This window comes from Streptococcus sp. NLAE-zl-C503 (assembly GCF_900104285.1).
In the GTDB taxonomy this organism is placed as follows: Bacteria; Bacillota; Bacilli; order Lactobacillales; family Streptococcaceae; genus Streptococcus.
On sequence record NZ_FNJT01000004.1, the window covers coordinates 47,143 to 64,401 of the forward strand.

Below are 17,259 nucleotides of genomic sequence, written 5' to 3' on the forward strand. Positions count from 1 at the left end.
CTTTTCAACGATGCTAAAGGTACTTGCTGGCTTCCTTGATACTAAGTTCAGCCATTCTTTTCCTATTTTTTCAATAAAACGTGCTACCCATTCGGGATTGGTTTTAGAGTAGTCTCTTAGAGCCCAGCCGATGGCTTTATTGATAAAAAATTCTGTCTGGTCCAGATTGTTGAGCAGGATCTTTTCCATCAGTTGGACATTTGTTTTCTCTTTTCTTAACAACTGGTGGTCAATAGCGACGCGTCTCAGCCAGATATTGTCTGATAGGCTCCATTTAAAAATCACTTCTTCAAGTTCCGGATAGTCGACTACCAAACTTCCTACTACTCTGTCTAGAATATCTACCGTGTCCCACCAAGACTTGGTCACGACCAGATGCTCAAGCTTAGGCAAATCATTCTCTGTTAGATAAGACTGCATGGCTTACAAATAGTTGGCAGCCACATATTGGTATTCTCTAGGCTTCCTTTCCCAGCAAATATCTACAAAATCCCAGTCAATAACTCTTGTTTTTTTCGCGCTTGGAAAGTACTTTTTATAGAGTGCATTTCTTTCAGGCGCTGCAATACCTAGAAAGGGAAATTGATGGCGCATATAGGCTTCCATAGGCCCTGCTTTTTCAGGGACTTTTGTTGCTTCTAGCTCCTCAAGTAAATCTACAAGACTCATCTAAAAGTCCTCCTGCCCGACCAAGTGGTGCTGGAAGGCATAGACCGCCGCCTGGGTGCGATCACTAACCTCAAGCTTGGCAAGAATGTTGGACACATGGGTCTTGACCGTCTTGAGAGAAATGAAGAGTTCATCTGCGATGCGCTGATTTTCGTAGCCCTTGGCGATGAGTTGAAGCACATCACGTTCACGCGCAGTCAAGTCCTCATGAAGCTCGATATGATTGCGGTGGTATTCGACCTTCTTGCTGACCTCTTGTTCAATGGCCAGCTCTCCAGCAGCCACCTTGCGGACAGCGTGGAGCAATTCATCTGCACTAGAAGTCTTGAGCATATAACCTTTGGCACCCGCATTCAAGACTGGCATGATTTTTTCATTGTCCAAGTAAGAGGTGACAATCAAAATCTTGGCTTCAGGCCATTCTTTGAGGATGGCCAAGGTCGCGTCAATCCCATTCATCTCAGGCATGACGATATCCATGACAATGACATCTGGACGCAATTTCAAAGCTAAGTCAATGCCTTGAGCCCCATTGGCAGCTTCGCCCACAACTTCTACATCGTCTTGGAGATCAAAGTAGCTTTTCAAGCCCAATCGGACCATTTCATGGTCATCTACCAGTAAAATTTTCATCTCTACTCCTTTATGATTCCTTGTCTAGCAGGGGAATACGGATATCAACCGCCAGTCCTTGCTTGGGAGCTGTCAAGAGTTGAACCGTTCCTGCCATATCTTCAACCCGCTCCTTGATATTTCGCAGTCCATAACTCAAGTCGTCTAAGCTCCCTAACTGGAAACCAATTCCGTTGTCCACCACCTTCAGCTGCAATTCAACATCTGTCTGATAGAGGTAGACATCTAGGCAAGATGCCTGGGCATGGCGAAGGGTATTGCTGATCAATTCCTGAAGAATACGGAAGATATGTTCTTCAATCTTCTTGGGCAATTTAGACACATTCTGCTTGAGACTAACCTTGAGATCACTCTTGTCCTCTAGCTCTTTTAAGAGGATTTGAATCCCCTCAATCAAACTCTTCTCTTCCAACTCAACAGGTCGCAAATGTAGGAGCAAGACCCGCAAATCTTTCTGGGCTGTTTCGAGGATGGCTGCAACACTTTGCAACTGGGTCTGCATCTTTTCTCTATCCAGCTTCAAAGCCTGCTGACTGACACCTGATAAAATCATATGGGCTGCAAACAACTCCTGACTAACTGTATCGTGCAGGTCACGTGCTATCCGCTTCCGTTCTTTCTCGATGATTGTTTCTTCCTTGACCAGACCTTGATTTTCAGCCTTTTGAACAGCTTCTGTCAAGAGGTTGAGCTTGCCAGACAAGGACTTAAAACTGGTGTCCAAGTCTGGATCTGCAAAGGGGATCACCTCTTTTCCTGCTAGCAGTCGCTTGAGATTGACTTGCATTTTTCTGCGAGAGACTTCTTCTATCACCCGCCAAAAGAGGACAAAAAAGAAGGACATGGAAAGACTAAAGACAAAGATCAAGAAGATGATTTTCTCTGTTTTCTCGATATCCTGTAGCAAATAGGACCAGTCTAGTTCAAAAATATCAAGTAAACTATTAGTCAAAAAGAGGATAAAGAGGAAAGAAGTCAGGCCGATTAATAGGTACGATTGCTTTTTCATCCTCTGACCACCTCCACATCACCAACCATACTGGTCAAGAAAATCTTGACGCTCTTGTTACTCTTGAGATAGTCTCTGGTCTCCTGATGATAGTGTTCATTGCGGAGGGCTCGCTTGGGTTGATGGAGGAAAGTTAAATCTCCATAGAGGCAGTTGACACTGAGACTGATTTCCACATCTACGGGCACGATAATCCTAGTCGTTCCGACCATCTTTCTAAGGATAATGACATTGTCATGATTGGTTAGGATAACTCTTTCCAAATGAATGGTATCCTTGCCCATGAGGCGAAAGAGGTTGATATCGTCAAACTGGCAGGTCTGGTGACTAGAGAAATGATGGAGATTGCCAAACCAAGGATTGTGTTCATTTTTAACCGTTACCACCTCTTCAAAGACCAAATCCGTCTCCTCTCTTTCTTGATTCATCATCGGATAGAGAAGAAAGAGACTATAGATGACCGCTACAAAGATGGCTAAAATCACAAAGGGATTGAGCATGACAATGAAAAAGAAAAGAATAGTCGCCACAAGGAGGAAAACGTTGTTGCCCTCTTTACCTGTATAATAGCGGAGCAAGAGCAAAAAGAGGAATAGAATCAGCAGAAAACGCGAAAAATGCTCTGATACCATCAAAATCAGAGCTCCCGTCAATAAACAGGCTTCAATAAATAAAAAGATTTGAAATTTTTTCATAGACGCATCCTCTCTTTTCTATTTTATCATAATTCAAAAAAGTCACCTCGGTCTGAGGATGGAAAAAGGAGATAGGACAGAAAGCGCTCGTACAAGCTAAGTTCCAGCAACCCATTACGGTTGACAAAGAGATATAAAAAAGGGCGGGATTCTTGTCCCGACCTCTCTACATCTGATCTCTAGCTTCTTTTAGTTTACCATAAAGAATATAGTCTACGTTTTGCAGATCCGCTATGGTGGCACAATTAAGGGCACACATAATCAAACGCAGATCTTCTTTCCAGCCTTGAACAATACCAATCACTTCTTCGACGGTATAGCTTTCAACCAATTCCAGAACGGTACGTGACAGTCCTACAGCCTTGGCACCAAATACCAAGCACTTAATCATATCTAGCGGATTCCGAACACCTCCACTGACCAAGAGTTCGACCTTGTCTTTCCAGCCTTGGGCATTGAGAAGGGCTTGCATAGTAGACTGGCCCCATTGATTAAGGTAATCACGTTGACCACTGCGACGGTTTTCGATATAGGCAAAACTGGTGCCACCACGACCTGACAGGTCAAAGGTTCGAACACCCAGTTCATAGGCTCTTTCGATGGTCTTTACATCCATCCCAAAGCCCACTTCCTTTAGAATAATAGGAACAGGGATCCGATTGCTATAATCTGCTAGATGCGATTGCCAGCTTCTGAACTTCCTTTCTCCCTCAGGCATGAGCAATTCCTGCATGACATTAACATGCACTTGCAGGAGGAGAGGATTCATCTCTTCTACAGCCCGAAGTCCCAACTCGATAGGCTTGTCCAAGCCAATATTGGTTCCAAGGAGGAGCTTTGGATGGCTAGATTTGACAGAAAAAGTGTCGTCTGTAGGATCCTTGAGGGCTGCACTATAAGAACCTGTCACAAATAAAATCCCACAGGCTTCTGCAACCTGAGCTAATTTTTGATTGATTTCTTTACCTTTTTCGCTCCCACCTGTCATGGCATTGATATAAAAAGGAAAGTCCCACTTTCGACCTGCAAATTCTGTCGAAAGATCGATTTCATCTAGGTCATAAAGGGGCAAGGAAGAATGAATCAACTCCACCTCATCAAAGCTATTATAAGAACTTTTCTGTTCAAGGGCATAGCGGATATGCTCGTCCTTACGATTTGTCGTCATGTCCAATCCTTTCTTGGTATAAGAGCTCAATCCCCAGATTGGCCCAACGATTTTTTAAGGTTTCAGTGGATTGCGCATCAAAACTCAAGGCAATCCCACAGTCACCACCACCAGCACCGCTGCTCTTGGCAACGGCCTGCAAACCTCGGCTGGCCATTTTTAACTCTCTGAGCGAAGGCGTGTAAATATCTGCGCTCAAACCTTCTAAAAGCTGACTGGCTGTTTCCACCTGCTCGATGATTTTTTCTGCTTTCCCCTGCTCCAAGGCTTCTACCAAAGCAGACACCGTTGCTTTTGAGGAAGTTAAAAAATTCTGGCCTATGTTTTGCTTGATTTGCTTGACCATTTGACTCGATACGGCCACTTGCTTGGTCCATCCCACTAGGAAATCACATTCTAGGCCCGGCTGCACTTGTGAGATAGAAAAACCCCAGTCACGCTCCAAAACTGTCGCCAAGCTTTCTTCTTCCAACCAAGCAGCCACCTTTTGGCGATCAAATGACTGGTAGAGAACCAAATCCTCTGCAACGATACAGGCAAGGTCTCCCATAGAGCCATTGTCTCCTCGCTTGAGCAAGATCGCGCTAGCCAGCTTGAACAAGAGTTCCTGATCAACCGTAATATCATATAGAGCCAGCAGGGCCTTGATAACCAAGACAACAACACTACCACTAGAACCCAGACCAAACTTTTTCCCTTCGCGTTCCATTTTTCCACGGATTTCCAAGAAAAAAGGTCGCAAAGTCTGACCGCGAACAGCAAGGAAATCTCCCACTAAAATAATCGTTTCTTGAATCAAGCTGTAGTCAGGATTTGGCGTCAAGTCCACTGCGAAACCAAACAGATCTGAATAGATACGGTAGGTCTCAGAAAAAGCAATCTCAGCCTTCATATAGATGGGGATGGCCTTTATCAAGGCTAACTGTCCTGGCTCTAAAATAGCATACTCACCTGCCAAATAGAGTTTCCCGCAAGTTTTAACAGCAATCATCTTGGCTCAAATCCTTTGTTTTTGACACAATTAAGCGGTAACGTTGACCAAAGATTTCTGATAAATGCTCCAAGTTTTCCTCTTGACAGAGGACCTTGACATTAGGACCAGCATCCATGGTAAAGTAGCAGGCTTCTCCTTGCTCACGAAGTTTGCGGACAAAGTCCATGGCTTCATAAGTCGTATCCGTTAGATAAGAAAAAGATGGTGATGCTGTTTTCGTCGTAGCGTGCATAGCAAGGGCATTTTTCTCCGTTAATTCCCCAACCTTGGCAAAATCATTCTCTTTGAGATAAACCAGCATCTCCTGATAGTCCTTTTCAGACTGGCGTACCCAGTCATCAAAGGTCGTCGAGGTTTCCACACAAAGTTTCATCCCATCACGGCTAGAAATTGGTTTTTTCTTGTCCTCTAACACCAACATAATCATAGCTAGTTTCAAGTCTGTTTCTACAGGGTAAATTTCCCCGCTATCCTTATCCCAGGCACCCAGTGGTCCATAAAAACTGCGGGAGGAAGAACCTGAGGCAAACTTAGCCTCCTGCGCCAACTGGCTCCGATTCAAGCCAAGCTGGAAATAAGCATTGCAAGCCTTGACCAAGGCGGATAAACCACTGGAACTTGAGGATAAACCAGCTGCGGTAGGCATATTGTTTTCAGTGTCAATACGAACAAAGCCCTCACCATCTGGACGGTAGCGGTCAATAATCTTAGTCATCTTGGCATGCTCCGCCTCATTTTGTAGCTGACCATTTATATAAAAGGCATCAGCAGTCGCATGGGCTGGCAGAGGCGACAAGGTCGTCTCTGTATACATGTTTTCCAAAGTCAGAGAGATGCTGCTAGTAGCAGGCACCATCTCTTTTTCTTTTTTCTTTCCCCAATATTTGATAATGGCAATATTTGCGTAGGAACGTACTGTTACAGGCTTTCGATCCATGTCTGAACAGCTCCTTTCTCTTCTAATCGTTTTGCTAGTTCTTGTGCTTGATCTAGATTGGCTACCAAGGCGATAATACAGCCTCCTAGCCCACCACCACTCATCTTGGCACCCAGAGCACCATGGTTAAGAGCCGTTTCAACAAGGGAATCTGCTTCAGGGCTACTGACACCAATTTCTTTTAGATGTAAATGCGCTTGACTGAGGATTTGTCCCAGTTTTTCAGCATCTTTTTGTCTGATCACCTCTTCTGCCTGCTGGGTCAATTCTCCCAAGGCATGCAAAAACGGTAAGGCATCCTTCCCCTTGCTTTGAACCACTTGGATGGCTTCGCGTGTATGACCATAAACGCCTGTATCTGCAATCACCAAATAGGCGGATAGGTCCATCTCAAGCTCTGTAAAACCAACATTCTTGATAAAGCGAATGGGCTGGTCACTGAGACAAGTTTTGGCATCCAAACCACTAGGATTCATATGAGCAATCATCTCAGCCCGATTGACCAAGATTTCTAGTACATCATGAGGCAGGTCGGCCTGATAGTAGTCAAAAACAGCTCGAATGGCCGCTATGCTGATAGCTGCTGACGAACCCATTCCCCGTTTTTCAGGGATAGCCGAGTCAATCACACAGCGAATGCAGGCTTCTTTGATATCCAAATACTCCAGCGAAGCATATACCGCCATGGACAAGGTATCCTCTTCATACAGACGCCAAGGACTCTCTGCAGGGACTACCTTACAAGTCACCTCCACCTCCAAAAGAGGCAAGGAAATAGCAGGATAGCCGTATACGACCGCATGCTCCCCTATTAAAATAATCTTACTATGTGCCTGACCGACACCCACTTTTTTTGTCATGTTTTCCTTTAACCAGACGAAAAGACCGTCTTACTTTTCATACAGTAGTATTTTCTCCTATCTATTTTATTATATTTTCACAAAAAAAGCGATTGTTTCCTTCACAATCGCCTCTTTCATTATTGGACCCATTCGCCATTATAGTTGACGTAGTAGCCATCCACTCTTGTACTAACTGCTAAAGCACCTGAACTATAAGCATAGTACCATTTGCCATTGACCTGGAACCAACCTGTCTTCATGTCACCATTATTTGCATGTAGGTAATACCAAGTCGAACCATCCTTAATCCAACCAGTTGCCATAGCTCCTGATGAACGGAGATAGTACCACTTGTTACCGACATAAGCCCAGCCTGTCTTCATATCTCCATTTTTAGCATCTAGATAATACCAAGTCGAACCATCTTTAATCCAACTAGTTGCCATAGCTCCCGATGAGCGGAGGTAGTACCACTTATTACCTAGATATTGCCAACCAGTTTGCATAATACCAGTTGTTGGATCTAGGTAGTACCAAGTCGAATCATCGTTTATCCAACCCGCACGTCTTTCACCACCAAGGTAGTCTTTTCCTAAATGACCTGTTTTTGCTAGGTAATACCAGTTAGATTGATCGTAGAGCCAACCTGTCTTTAAAGAATGATCTTCATTAAAGTAATAATTTGCTAATTTAAGAACTTCTGGGCCTTCAAAGCCTTCACCATGTTTTTTACCAACAGTTAATGAATCCTTAACCTCTAATTGTTTCCAGCCAACAAATTCTTGTAGTACCCCATCTTGATCAAAGTAGTACCATTTATATTGAAGGCCAATTTCGAAAACTGGACGATTATCAAATAAATCATCACGATAACCCGTCCCAGAAATTTCTAAGTATTGCCAGCCGACTACCATTTCTCCATCATCATCAAAATAGTACATTTTACCATCTATTTTATGCCAATAGATCGCTTTATGGTCATCTTTTATATAGTATTTTCTATTGCCCTTATCAACAAACTGTCCACCTGCGGTATCCGCCAATACTGTATTTGTCGCTAGCAAGCCGAAGAAAAACACTGCTAGTCCAACTCGCATTATTTTTTTCAAAAATTTCATTTTAGTATCCTCCGCAACTGATTGTAGCAAAGACTTTACCGTATGTCAATATATAGGAATTCCTCAAAAAAAGCAGTTACACAACTGCAACTGCTTTTCTATTCTTGCATGGTGTAACCAACACCACGCACGGTTTTAATGTAGCTTTTTTGACCTTTTACATCAAGCTTGCTACGTAGATAACGGATATAAACATCCACGATATTGGTTTCTGTCGCACTTTCGTACTTCCAAACACTTTCCAACAACTGCTCACGAGTCAAGACCTTCTTGCTTCCCATGAGAGTGGCCAAAAGGTCATACTCACGGCGCGTCAGAGCAATCATCTCCTCGCCACGATAAACGGTATGATGTTCTACATCCATACGCAGATTGCGGTAAGACGTTGGGACCTTCATCTGACTACAGTGTTGGTCGATAAAGTCCCGACCTCGGAAAATCGCTGAAATACGAGCCACCAGCTGATCAATAATCACTGGCTTATAGATGTAAGAAACGGCGAAGCGCTGGATTGTCTCAATCTGGTCTTGCAATTCTTCGCGATGGTCCAAGACCATAATCACTGAGGCAGGTTTTGTCCGACTCAGCCTCTCTGCAAAATCCTGGGCCGTCATATCCCCCAGACGAGCATTCAGTAAAATCAAGTCATAATCTGTCTGGAGAGCCATGGAGAGGGCTTTTTGCCCCTCCTCTACCAGATCAACACGGTATTGCTCTTTTTGGAGTTCCAGACTGAGAAAATGAGCGAGATTTCGTTCTTTCTCAAGTAATAAAATCCGTTTCCCCATGGCTGACCTACTTATTTTTCGTCATACCAAGAGTAGTGGAAGGTTCCTTCTTTGTCTTTACGTTGGTAAGTGTGAGCACCAAAGTAGTCACGTTGCGCTTGGATCAAGTTAGCTGGAAGGTCTGCTGAACGGTAGCTATCAAAGTAAGTAATAGCTGCTGAGAAAGTTGGTACTGGTACACCAGCTTGAACCGCAAGAGCTACGATATCACGCACTGCTTGTTGGTATTTAGCAGTAACATCCAAGAAGTACTCATCCAAGAGAAGGTTAGCAAGATCAGCGTCACGGTTGTAAGCATCTGTGATCTTTTGCAAGAAACGTGAGCGAATGATACAGCCATCACGCCAGATAGATGCGATGTCCGCAAATGGCAAGTTCCAGTTGTTTTCTTTAGAAGCTACACGCAATTGTGCGAAACCTTGTGCGTAAGAGATAATTTTTGAGAAGTAAAGGGCCTGACGGATCTTTTCAATCAACTCAGCCTTGTCTCCTTCAAATTTGAAAGCAGCTGGTTTTGGAAGGACCTTGCTAGCATGTACACGCTCTTCTTTGTATGTAGAGATGTAGCGAGCAAATACTGACTCAGTAATCAGTGACAATGGCACACCAAGGTCAAGTGATGATTGACTAGTCCATTTACCAGTTCCCTTGTTGCCTGCAGCATCAAGGATATAGTCTACGATTGGTCCCTCTTGGCCTTCATCGTCTTTACGGCTCAAGATATCAGCTGTGATTTCGATCAAGTAGCTGTCCAATTCACCCTTGTTCCACTCAGTAAAGATTGCAGCCATGTCTTCTGCAGAAAGGCCAAGCAAGTGTTGCATGAGGTCATAGCTTTCTGCGATCAATTGCATGTCCCCATACTCGATACCGTTGTGAACCATTTTCACATAGTGACCAGCTCCATCAGGACCGATGTAAGTAACACATGGTTTGCCATCTTCAGGTGCTTTGGCTGAGATTTCTTCGAGAACATCAGCAACCAATTCGTAGGCTTCTTTTTGTCCACCAGGCATGATAGAAGGACCTTCAAGGGCACCTTTTTCACCACCAGAAACCCCTGTACCGATAAAGTTGATGCCTGAGTTTGCCAATTCTTCATTACGACGGATGGTATCTTTGTAGAAAGTATTTCCTCCGTCAATCAAGATATCACCCTTGTCAAGGTGGGGAAGGAGAGCTTGGATAGTTGCGTCTGTCCCAGGTCCAGCTTGAACCATGAGCATGATACGACGAGGTTTTTCGATAGATTGAACGAAAGACTCTACATCGTAGCTAGGTACAAAGTTCTTTTCAGGATGGCAAGCAATTACGTCTTCTGTTTTTTCTTTACTACGGTTGTAAATGGCAACTGTATAGCCACGAGATTCGATATTTAGGGCAAGGTTACGACCCATTACGGCCATACCAACGACACCAAAGTTAGCTTTTGTCATGTGACACTCCTCTTGTTTAATATGTTTTATTTTATCATTTTTACCTATGAAAGGAAAGAATTTTGTAACGGACTCCTAGTAGTCCAAGTCATCTGCGTGACCAGCTCCATTACCGACAAAGTATCCAGTCTTACAGTTGAGGGTGAAGAGATAGGTTCCATCTGGTTTGTAGAGGTTGTAATAACCATTTCCGTTTACGATATTGACCCGTTCTAGGATATATTGATTGCCAGTGATATAGCCACGAGCACGCGATGTTGCTAGGATTTGTTCAAGGACACCGTCCGCAAAATTCCAGGCAGGGTTGCTGCTATCCTCTACAGCTGATTGGTTGTACGGTACACGACTAGCACTTCTTTGAAGATTGACACCATCGCTAGACAAACCTCCACTTTCCGGTCTGCTGGCAGGTGCTGAACTTGATGAAGCAGACGAACTGCTCGTACTGCTATCAGTCGTTGTACTTGAACTTTCCTGACTACTGCTACTTGAACTTGAACTAGAGGCGCTTGTTTGCTGGCTCTTACCAAGGCTAATGGCCTTATCTAACAGTTTATCTAGCTCTGTATTCCCTGTTTTAATCTCTGTAAATTTAGCATCTGCTTTAACCTTTGCATTGGTATCCAAGACACCATCAGTAATTGCTGGAGTCTCAAACTGATTATTCACTTCTTGCACAGCCTTGATTTGAGTTTCTAAACTATCATACTTAGATTTTGCAAGGGTATACTCTCGACTGCCTTCGAGTTTATCTAGCTGAGCCTTGAGTTGGTTCAACTTGTCAAACTGACTATTTTTCAAGGCTGTTTTATTAGCATCCGTATAAAAGGCATCATAGAGGGTATTAAACTCTTGTAGAGCCGCCTGTGTTTCTTGATTGCTAGAAGATGATTGAGAAGACTGGATGGCTTGGTTGGAGCGAGTTACTTGGCGATAGATATAGTAACTACCTGCCAAGATAAGGGCTGCTGCCAAGGCTGAACCGATAATAAACACGCGCTTCTTTTTAGAATTAGAAATTGTTTCTGATTCTGCCTGAGCTGAGCGTGAAAGTAGAGCTGTCTCTTCCTCTTCTTTCTCATCAGCAACCTCTGCTGGCGTTTGCTTTTCCAACACAAGCGGTTCCAAGTCTTGATTTTCTTCTCCCAAAGGAGGCAAAATCACATCCGAGCTTGTAGTTTCCACTGAGTCTGACACCGTTTCTTCTGAAACTGTTTCGGGTTCCTCTATGATTGGTGCCGACTCTTCAGTGATTTCTGAGACTTCCTGTGTCGTCAATTCTTCTTGAGCCTGAGCTTCCTGCAGTTCTTCTTTTTTAAATTGACGTGTTTCAAACTTATCGGCTTCGATTTCCTCGCGGTGCTGTTTGATATATTTATCCAAGATATTGTCCTCAGGCAATACTCCAGCTTCAACTTCTTCATTTTTACGGATGACTTGACCAACTGTCAGATCTTTCGCCTCGTCAAAATCAAATTTGGACTCTTGATGCTCTTTTTTATGACGATTGTGTCTTTTTTTACTCATCTGTCTTCCTTTCTACTTTACCTCTTGGCGCTTCACACGCTGACCAAAGTATTGATACAAATCCACTTTTAAGGTTCCGTTATAAAGTTTGCGCTTTTTATCCGCTGGACTTCCGTACTTACTTTCAAAAGCTTCGTCACTCGTCAGGATAAATTTGCTCCAGGTTTTCAATAGTGCAAAGACCTGTCCCATCTCAGCATAGAGCTTGGTAACTCCTGCATCATCAGATAAACGCTCTCCATATGGTGGATTGGAAATGATGACGCCATTGATCTTGTCTGAGCGCAAGTCCTGTACCCGCATTTGTTTAAAAGTGATATCACCAGCCACACCAGCTGCTTGAGCATTGGCCTTAGCAATCTCAACCATCCGAGCATCAATATCACAGCCCATAATATCCAATTCTATCTCACGATCGATTTTCTTAGCAGCTTCGGTACGCACTTCTTGAATTAACCGATCGCTAACCCAGTTCCATTCTTCAAAAGCAAAGGAACGGCGAAGCCCAGGGGCCATCTTTCTAGCAATCATAGCCGCCTCGATACAGAAAGTTCCTGAACCACAGGTCGGATCGATCAAGGGCTTATCTGGATACCAGTTAGAGAGTTGTAAAATGGCTGCTGCCATGTTTTCTTTGATAGGAGCTCCACCCTTTTCCGTACGATAACCACGCTTAAAGAGGCTAGAACCTGTCGTGTCAATCATGACAGTCGCCATATCTTTAAGGATGGACACCTCTATCTTAAACTCGGGACCAGTTTCCATCAAGGGAACCCCTTCTGGACGGGCATAGTGCTTTTGCAGTTTCTTCACAACCGCCTTCTTGGAAATAGCCTGAACACTAGGTTCATTGTGCAGTTTAGACTTAACGCATTTAGCCTTGGAAATAGGGAAACGTGCCCCGAGCGGGAGATAGTTTTCCCAATCCAGAGCAAAAACTCCTTGGAAAAGCTCTTCAAAAGTCTTTGCAGGAAAGCTTCCAACTACAATCTTGATGCGGTCAGCTGCTCGAAGCCAAAGATTGGTCTCAATAATTGCCTTCACATCTCCTTGAAAACGGACACGGCCGTTTTCGACCTGGCAATCATAGCCTAACTCTCGCACCTCACGTCCAACGACAGCCTCGAGCCCCGCTGCAGCAGTTGCGATTAAATTAAATTCTTTTTTCATTTTACAGTCTTGTAAGACCTTTCTTTTGTACACTTTAAAAAATGAGGTTGAGAAAGATTTCTCAGCCCCAACCTATATGCAATTTTCTATAAGCCATGTTTTGTTCCAGAAGTGACTAGGACCACTTCCTTCGATAATCATCTGTCTACCGCTGTCTGCATTAAACTGATAGCGGTCAGAGTGCTGCGTTCGTTTCCACGCACTCCATGCCCCGACCAAAATTTGGGTTGCTAGCTTGAGGGGTTTACCGCGTTCCACTCTCTCTGTTTCCAGAGAGACTCCGTCACTGTGGCACTTTCAAGCCTACTCTGACCTATCCGAAGACTTAGCCATTTCGACTGCCGTAACGATCTCTCGTCCCTAGGCTTATGGTTTCGCCTAGCACAAACACTACAGGCATCACAGCCTGTGCTAGCATGGACTTTCCTCATGAAAAGGGATTCTCTTCACGCGATTATCCAAAAATTGCATCTAATAGACACCTGATTATAACTCAGAATTGTCTACGATTTGCTTACCGAATACTTCTTTTTCAAGTCGATTCAATCGTTTCAAAATATCAAAATTTGTCATTGGAGTAGAACTTGTTACTTCGATAGAACTTTGTTGAGTAGAACTTGCCTGTGGCTTGTTAGACAATTCCTCCTTCAAATCAGCAATCTCCTGACGAAGAGATTTGACCAAAGCTGCGTAAGTCTCATAATCCTTGATTACATCATCTAGGAACTCGTCTACCTCTGCCTTACTATATCCGCGAACTTCACGTCCAAACTCTTGTTCAAAAATATCTTTTGCTGAAAAAATAATACTTGCCATTTCTCTCTCCATTCTTGATTGCTATTCTTATTATATAAAAAAAGACAAACAAAAATCAAGGTCAAAGCCTCATTTTTCGGAAAAATTTTCCACTATTTCGTTCAGATCCTCAAATGTTAATCTTTTTGTAACATAGCCTTCTTGATTTTTCATCATCTGGTAAAAATACTGTAACTTGGTTTCATTTTCTTCGTCATAAAAGAGATAGCACCCTTCCGTATTTTCTAGCAGAAATTTCTGATAATCGCGTAATTGTCCCTTGTGCTCATATTGTGGATAGGCGTATTTGACAAAGTCAACCTGCTTAAACTCACTAAGTTTGATTTGATTGGCCTCATTCCAGTTACTACCATGGGTTTCAAAGGCAAAAATCGTTGCCAACTGAAAGCCATAGTCTGCTTGCATGTCTTTTGCCACTTGAAGCACCCAGTACTCAAAGCCCAAGGTCCCTGTAAAGACAAGCCAGGTCACCCCTTCTTCTGCTAGACGTTCTAGATCTCTCCGAATGGCTGTTTTGATAATATCAACGCGAATATCCTTGTCATTAAAGAGACCAAGGTCGAAGGCTGAATAGCCTAAAATCAAGGCTGTTGTCATTTTTAACCCTTTCTTTGTAAATTTATGATATAATAGAGTGATGTTATTGTACCAATAAGGAGAATTATGGTCAACTATCCACATAAACTTTCATCACAGAAGAGACAAGCGCCCCCGTCACAAACTAAAAATTTCGCAAATCGGGGAATGTCTTTTGAAAAGATGATCAACGCTACGAACGACTACTATTTGTCACATGGGTTAGCAGTTATTCACAAGAAACCGACTCCCATCCAAATCGTACGTGTCGACTATCCCCAACGAAGTCGAGCCAAGATCGTTGAAGCCTACTTTAGACAGGCCTCAACGACTGACTATTCAGGGGTTTATGATGGATACTACATCGACTTTGAAGCCAAGGAAACCAGGCAAAAACATGCGATTCCGATGAAGAATTTTCATCTCCATCAGATCCAGCATATGGAACAAGTTCTTGCCCAGCAAGGAATCTGCTTTGTCCTCCTTCACTTTTCTTCTCAGCAAGAAACCTACTTATTGCCGGCCATTGATTTGATTCGTTTCTATCATCAAGATAGAGGACAAAAGTCAATGCCACTTGGATATATTCGAGAAAATGGATATAGGATCGAGCCTGGTGCCTTTCCACAGATTCCCTATCTCGAAGTTATCAAAGAACATTTACTAGGTGGTAAAATAAGATGAACAAACAAACTTTCCTGCGAATAGTTAAGTATGTCAGTATCTGCCTCTTAACTGTATTTATCGCAGCTATTATGCTAGGTGGAGGCCTCTTTCTCTACTATGTAAGCAAGGCTCCAGCCCTATCCGAAAGTAAGCTAGTCGCTACAACGTCTAGTAAGATCTATGACAGCAAAAATGAACTGATCGCTGATCTGGGTTCTGAGCGCCGTGTCAATGCACAGGCTAATGAAATCCCTACGGAGCTGGTCAATGCAATTGTCTCTATTGAAGATCATCGTTTCTTTAGTCACCGAGGAGTAGATACGATTCGTATCCTAGGCGCTTCCTTACGAAACCTTCGTGGTGGGGGCGGTCTTCAAGGTGGTTCTACCTTGACACAGCAGTTGATTAAATTAACCTACTTCTCAACGTCAACATCTGACCAGACACTTTCACGTAAGGCTCAGGAAGCTTGGCTAGCCGTTCAGCTAGAACAAAAGGCGACCAAACAAGAAATCCTAACTTACTACATCAACAAGGTCTATATGTCCAACGGAAATTACGGGATGCAAACGGCAGCCCAAAACTACTATGGTAAAGACCTCAAAGATTTAAGTCTACCTCAATTGGCTCTCCTAGCTGGAATGCCCCAGGCTCCAAATCAATATGATCCCTACTCTCATCCAGAAGCGGCACAAGAACGTCGAGATCTGGTTCTCTCCGAGATGAAGGGACAAGGTTACATTACAGCCGAACAATACGAAAAAGCCATTAACACTCCTATTACAGACGGACTTCAAAGTCTAAAATCTGCTAATAGCTATCCTCCGTATATGGACAATTATCTCAAAGAGGTAATCGACCAAGTCGAACAGGAAACTGGTTACAACCTTTTGACAACAGGGATGGAAGTTTATACCAATGTTGATCCAGCCGTTCAACAACGTCTCTGGGATATCTACAATACCGACGAATACGTTAATTATCCAGATGATGAGTTGCAAGTAGCTTCTACCATCGTTGATGTCACAAATGGAAAGGTGATTGCCCAGTTAGGCGCACGCCATCAATCTAGCAATGTTTCCTTCGGTATGAACCAAGCTGTCGAAACAAACCGCGACTGGGGTTCAACTATGAAACCAATCACAGATTACGCACCAGCTTTGGAGTACGATATCTATGATTCAACCGCTTCGGTTGTTCACGACGTACCATATAACTATCCTGGCACCAACACACCTGTCTACAACTGGGATAAGAGTTACTTTGGAAACATCACGTTGCAGTATGCTCTTCAACAATCACGGAACGTTACAGCTGTAGAAACCTTGAATAAAGTCGGTTTGGATAGAGCCAAAACCTTCCTAAATGGACTCGGTATTGACTACCCAGATATGCACTATGCCAACGCGATTTCAAGTAACACAACCGAATCTAACAAAAAGTATGGGGCAAGCAGTGAAAAAATGGCCGCAGCCTATGCTGCCTTTGCCAATGGCGGTATTTACCATAAGCCAATGTACATCAACAAAATCATCTTTAGTGATGGTAGTTCAAAAGAGTTTTCTGATTCAGGAACACGCGCTATGAAAGAAACAACCGCCTATATGATGACAGAAATGATGAAAACTGTCCTAACCTACGGGACAGGACGTGGAGCCTACCTTTCATGGCTACCACAAGCTGGTAAGACTGGTACATCAAACTATACAGATGATGAAATCGAGAAATACATTAAAAACTCTGGTTATGTAGCTCCAGACGAAATGTTTGTCGGCTATACTCGTAAATATTCAATGGCTGTCTGGACCGGTTACTCTAACCGACTTACTCCTATCGTTGGTGATGGCTTCTACGTTGCTGCTAAGGTCTACCGTTCGATGATGACCTACCTCTCAACAGATGACCATCCAGGGGATTGGACCATGCCTGAAGGCCTTTACAGAAGCGGAGAATTTGTCTTTAAGAATGGAGCACGCAATACGTGGACCCCTTCATCATCTACGCAACAAAGTTCGACATCTGAAAGTTCTAGCTCAACATCTGAGAGTTCGACTTCTCAGTCAAGCGCAACTTCTCCAAGCACAAGTCAAACGCAGACGATTCCTCAACAATCAGGAACTACACCTGCTGAGCAAAACCAACCAAGTCAACCGCAACAATAAGCAAAATCCTGAGAATTTTACTTCTCAGGATTTTTATTCTTTATAGCACAATA

At 43.4% G+C, this 17,259-nt stretch carries 16 protein-coding genes, 1 other RNA gene and 1 pseudogene; 2 read left to right on the plus strand and 16 right to left on the minus strand.

All coding sequences use genetic code 11. The features are described from left to right. Positions 1 to 13: 13 nt before the first annotated feature. The 16 genes and pseudogenes from BLS46_RS07610 to BLS46_RS07685 form a co-directional block, all read right to left on the minus strand. Positions 14 to 669, minus strand: a pseudogene (locus BLS46_RS07610) (DNA alkylation repair protein). Further along, on the minus strand, positions 670 to 1,302 hold the full coding sequence (locus BLS46_RS07615) for a response regulator transcription factor (RefSeq protein WP_093586721.1): 633 nt from the start codon (positions 1,300 to 1,302) through the stop codon (positions 670 to 672). 10 nt (positions 1,303 to 1,312) lie between these two features. Continuing rightward, positions 1,313 to 2,311: an envelope stress sensor histidine kinase LiaS gene (locus tag BLS46_RS07620; protein ID WP_093586723.1), complete on the minus strand. Its 999-nt coding sequence runs from the start codon at positions 2,309 to 2,311 to the stop codon at positions 1,313 to 1,315. After that, a complete protein-coding gene (liaF, locus tag BLS46_RS07625; RefSeq protein WP_084974145.1) occupies positions 2,308 to 3,006 on the minus strand; it encodes a cell wall-active antibiotics response protein LiaF in 699 nt (232 codons plus the stop codon). Before liaF ends, BLS46_RS07620 begins: the two co-directional genes overlap by 4 nt. A 166-nt stretch (positions 3,007 to 3,172) precedes the next feature. After that, on the minus strand, positions 3,173 to 4,174 hold the full coding sequence (fni, locus tag BLS46_RS07630; protein ID WP_084974143.1) for a type 2 isopentenyl-diphosphate Delta-isomerase: 1,002 nt from the start codon (positions 4,172 to 4,174) through the stop codon (positions 3,173 to 3,175). Continuing rightward, complete coding sequence (locus BLS46_RS07635) at positions 4,158 to 5,165, minus strand: phosphomevalonate kinase (protein WP_093586725.1); 1,008 nt, start codon at positions 5,163 to 5,165, stop codon at positions 4,158 to 4,160. The genes fni and BLS46_RS07635 overlap by 17 nt, the downstream gene beginning before the upstream one ends. Beyond that, the gene (gene mvaD / locus BLS46_RS07640) at positions 5,152 to 6,105 is read right to left on the minus strand and encodes a diphosphomevalonate decarboxylase (RefSeq protein WP_093586727.1); all 954 of its coding nucleotides are present in this window, start codon (positions 6,103 to 6,105) and stop codon (positions 5,152 to 5,154) included. The genes BLS46_RS07635 and mvaD overlap by 14 nt, the downstream gene beginning before the upstream one ends. After that, on the minus strand, positions 6,087 to 6,965 hold the full coding sequence (gene mvk, locus BLS46_RS07645; RefSeq protein ID WP_093586729.1) for a mevalonate kinase: 879 nt from the start codon (positions 6,963 to 6,965) through the stop codon (positions 6,087 to 6,089). The genes mvaD and mvk overlap by 19 nt, the downstream gene beginning before the upstream one ends. Before the next feature lie 119 nt (positions 6,966 to 7,084). Further along, positions 7,085 to 8,065 carry an N-acetylmuramoyl-L-alanine amidase family protein gene (locus tag BLS46_RS07650; RefSeq protein ID WP_093586731.1) on the minus strand — a complete coding sequence of 327 codons (981 nt, stop codon included), beginning with the start codon at positions 8,063 to 8,065 and terminating at the stop codon, positions 7,085 to 7,087. A 98-nt stretch (positions 8,066 to 8,163) separates the two neighbouring features. Continuing rightward, complete coding sequence (locus BLS46_RS07655; RefSeq protein WP_000518005.1) at positions 8,164 to 8,853, minus strand: response regulator transcription factor; 690 nt, start codon at positions 8,851 to 8,853, stop codon at positions 8,164 to 8,166. Between the two features lie 11 nt (positions 8,854 to 8,864). Further along, on the minus strand, positions 8,865 to 10,289 hold the full coding sequence (gndA, locus tag BLS46_RS07660; protein WP_084974131.1) for an NADP-dependent phosphogluconate dehydrogenase: 1,425 nt from the start codon (positions 10,287 to 10,289) through the stop codon (positions 8,865 to 8,867). A 75-nt stretch (positions 10,290 to 10,364) separates the two neighbouring features. Further along, a complete protein-coding gene (locus BLS46_RS07665; protein WP_084974129.1) occupies positions 10,365 to 11,816 on the minus strand; it encodes a cell division site-positioning protein MapZ in 1,452 nt (483 codons plus the stop codon). Positions 11,817 to 11,828: 12 nt separating this feature from the next. Beyond that, positions 11,829 to 12,986: a THUMP domain-containing class I SAM-dependent RNA methyltransferase gene (locus BLS46_RS07670; protein WP_084974127.1), complete on the minus strand. Its 1,158-nt coding sequence runs from the start codon at positions 12,984 to 12,986 to the stop codon at positions 11,829 to 11,831. A gap of 84 nt (positions 12,987 to 13,070) precedes the next feature. Beyond that, an RNA gene (rnpB, locus tag BLS46_RS07675) (RNase P RNA component class B) lies at positions 13,071 to 13,452 on the minus strand. A 20-nt stretch (positions 13,453 to 13,472) separates the two neighbouring features. After that, positions 13,473 to 13,802: a cell division regulator GpsB gene (gpsB, locus tag BLS46_RS07680; protein WP_000146526.1), complete on the minus strand. Its 330-nt coding sequence runs from the start codon at positions 13,800 to 13,802 to the stop codon at positions 13,473 to 13,475. A 69-nt stretch (positions 13,803 to 13,871) separates the two neighbouring features. After that, entirely contained in the window at positions 13,872 to 14,399 is a 528-nt protein-coding gene (locus BLS46_RS07685; RefSeq protein WP_084974126.1) for an SLOG family protein, read from the minus strand. Positions 14,400 to 14,465: 66 nt separating this feature from the next. Between BLS46_RS07685 and recU the strand changes: the two genes are divergently transcribed. Together recU and pbp1a are read left to right on the plus strand one after the other, a co-directional pair. Continuing rightward, complete coding sequence (gene recU, locus BLS46_RS07690) at positions 14,466 to 15,062, plus strand: Holliday junction resolvase RecU (protein ID WP_093586733.1); 597 nt, start codon at positions 14,466 to 14,468, stop codon at positions 15,060 to 15,062. Further along, positions 15,059 to 17,206 (plus strand): penicillin-binding protein PBP1A, encoded by a 2,148-nt coding sequence (pbp1a, locus tag BLS46_RS07695; protein ID WP_093586735.1) that lies wholly within the window; start codon positions 15,059 to 15,061, stop codon positions 17,204 to 17,206. Before recU ends, pbp1a begins: the two co-directional genes overlap by 4 nt. The last annotated feature ends 53 nt before the right edge of the window (positions 17,207 to 17,259 follow it).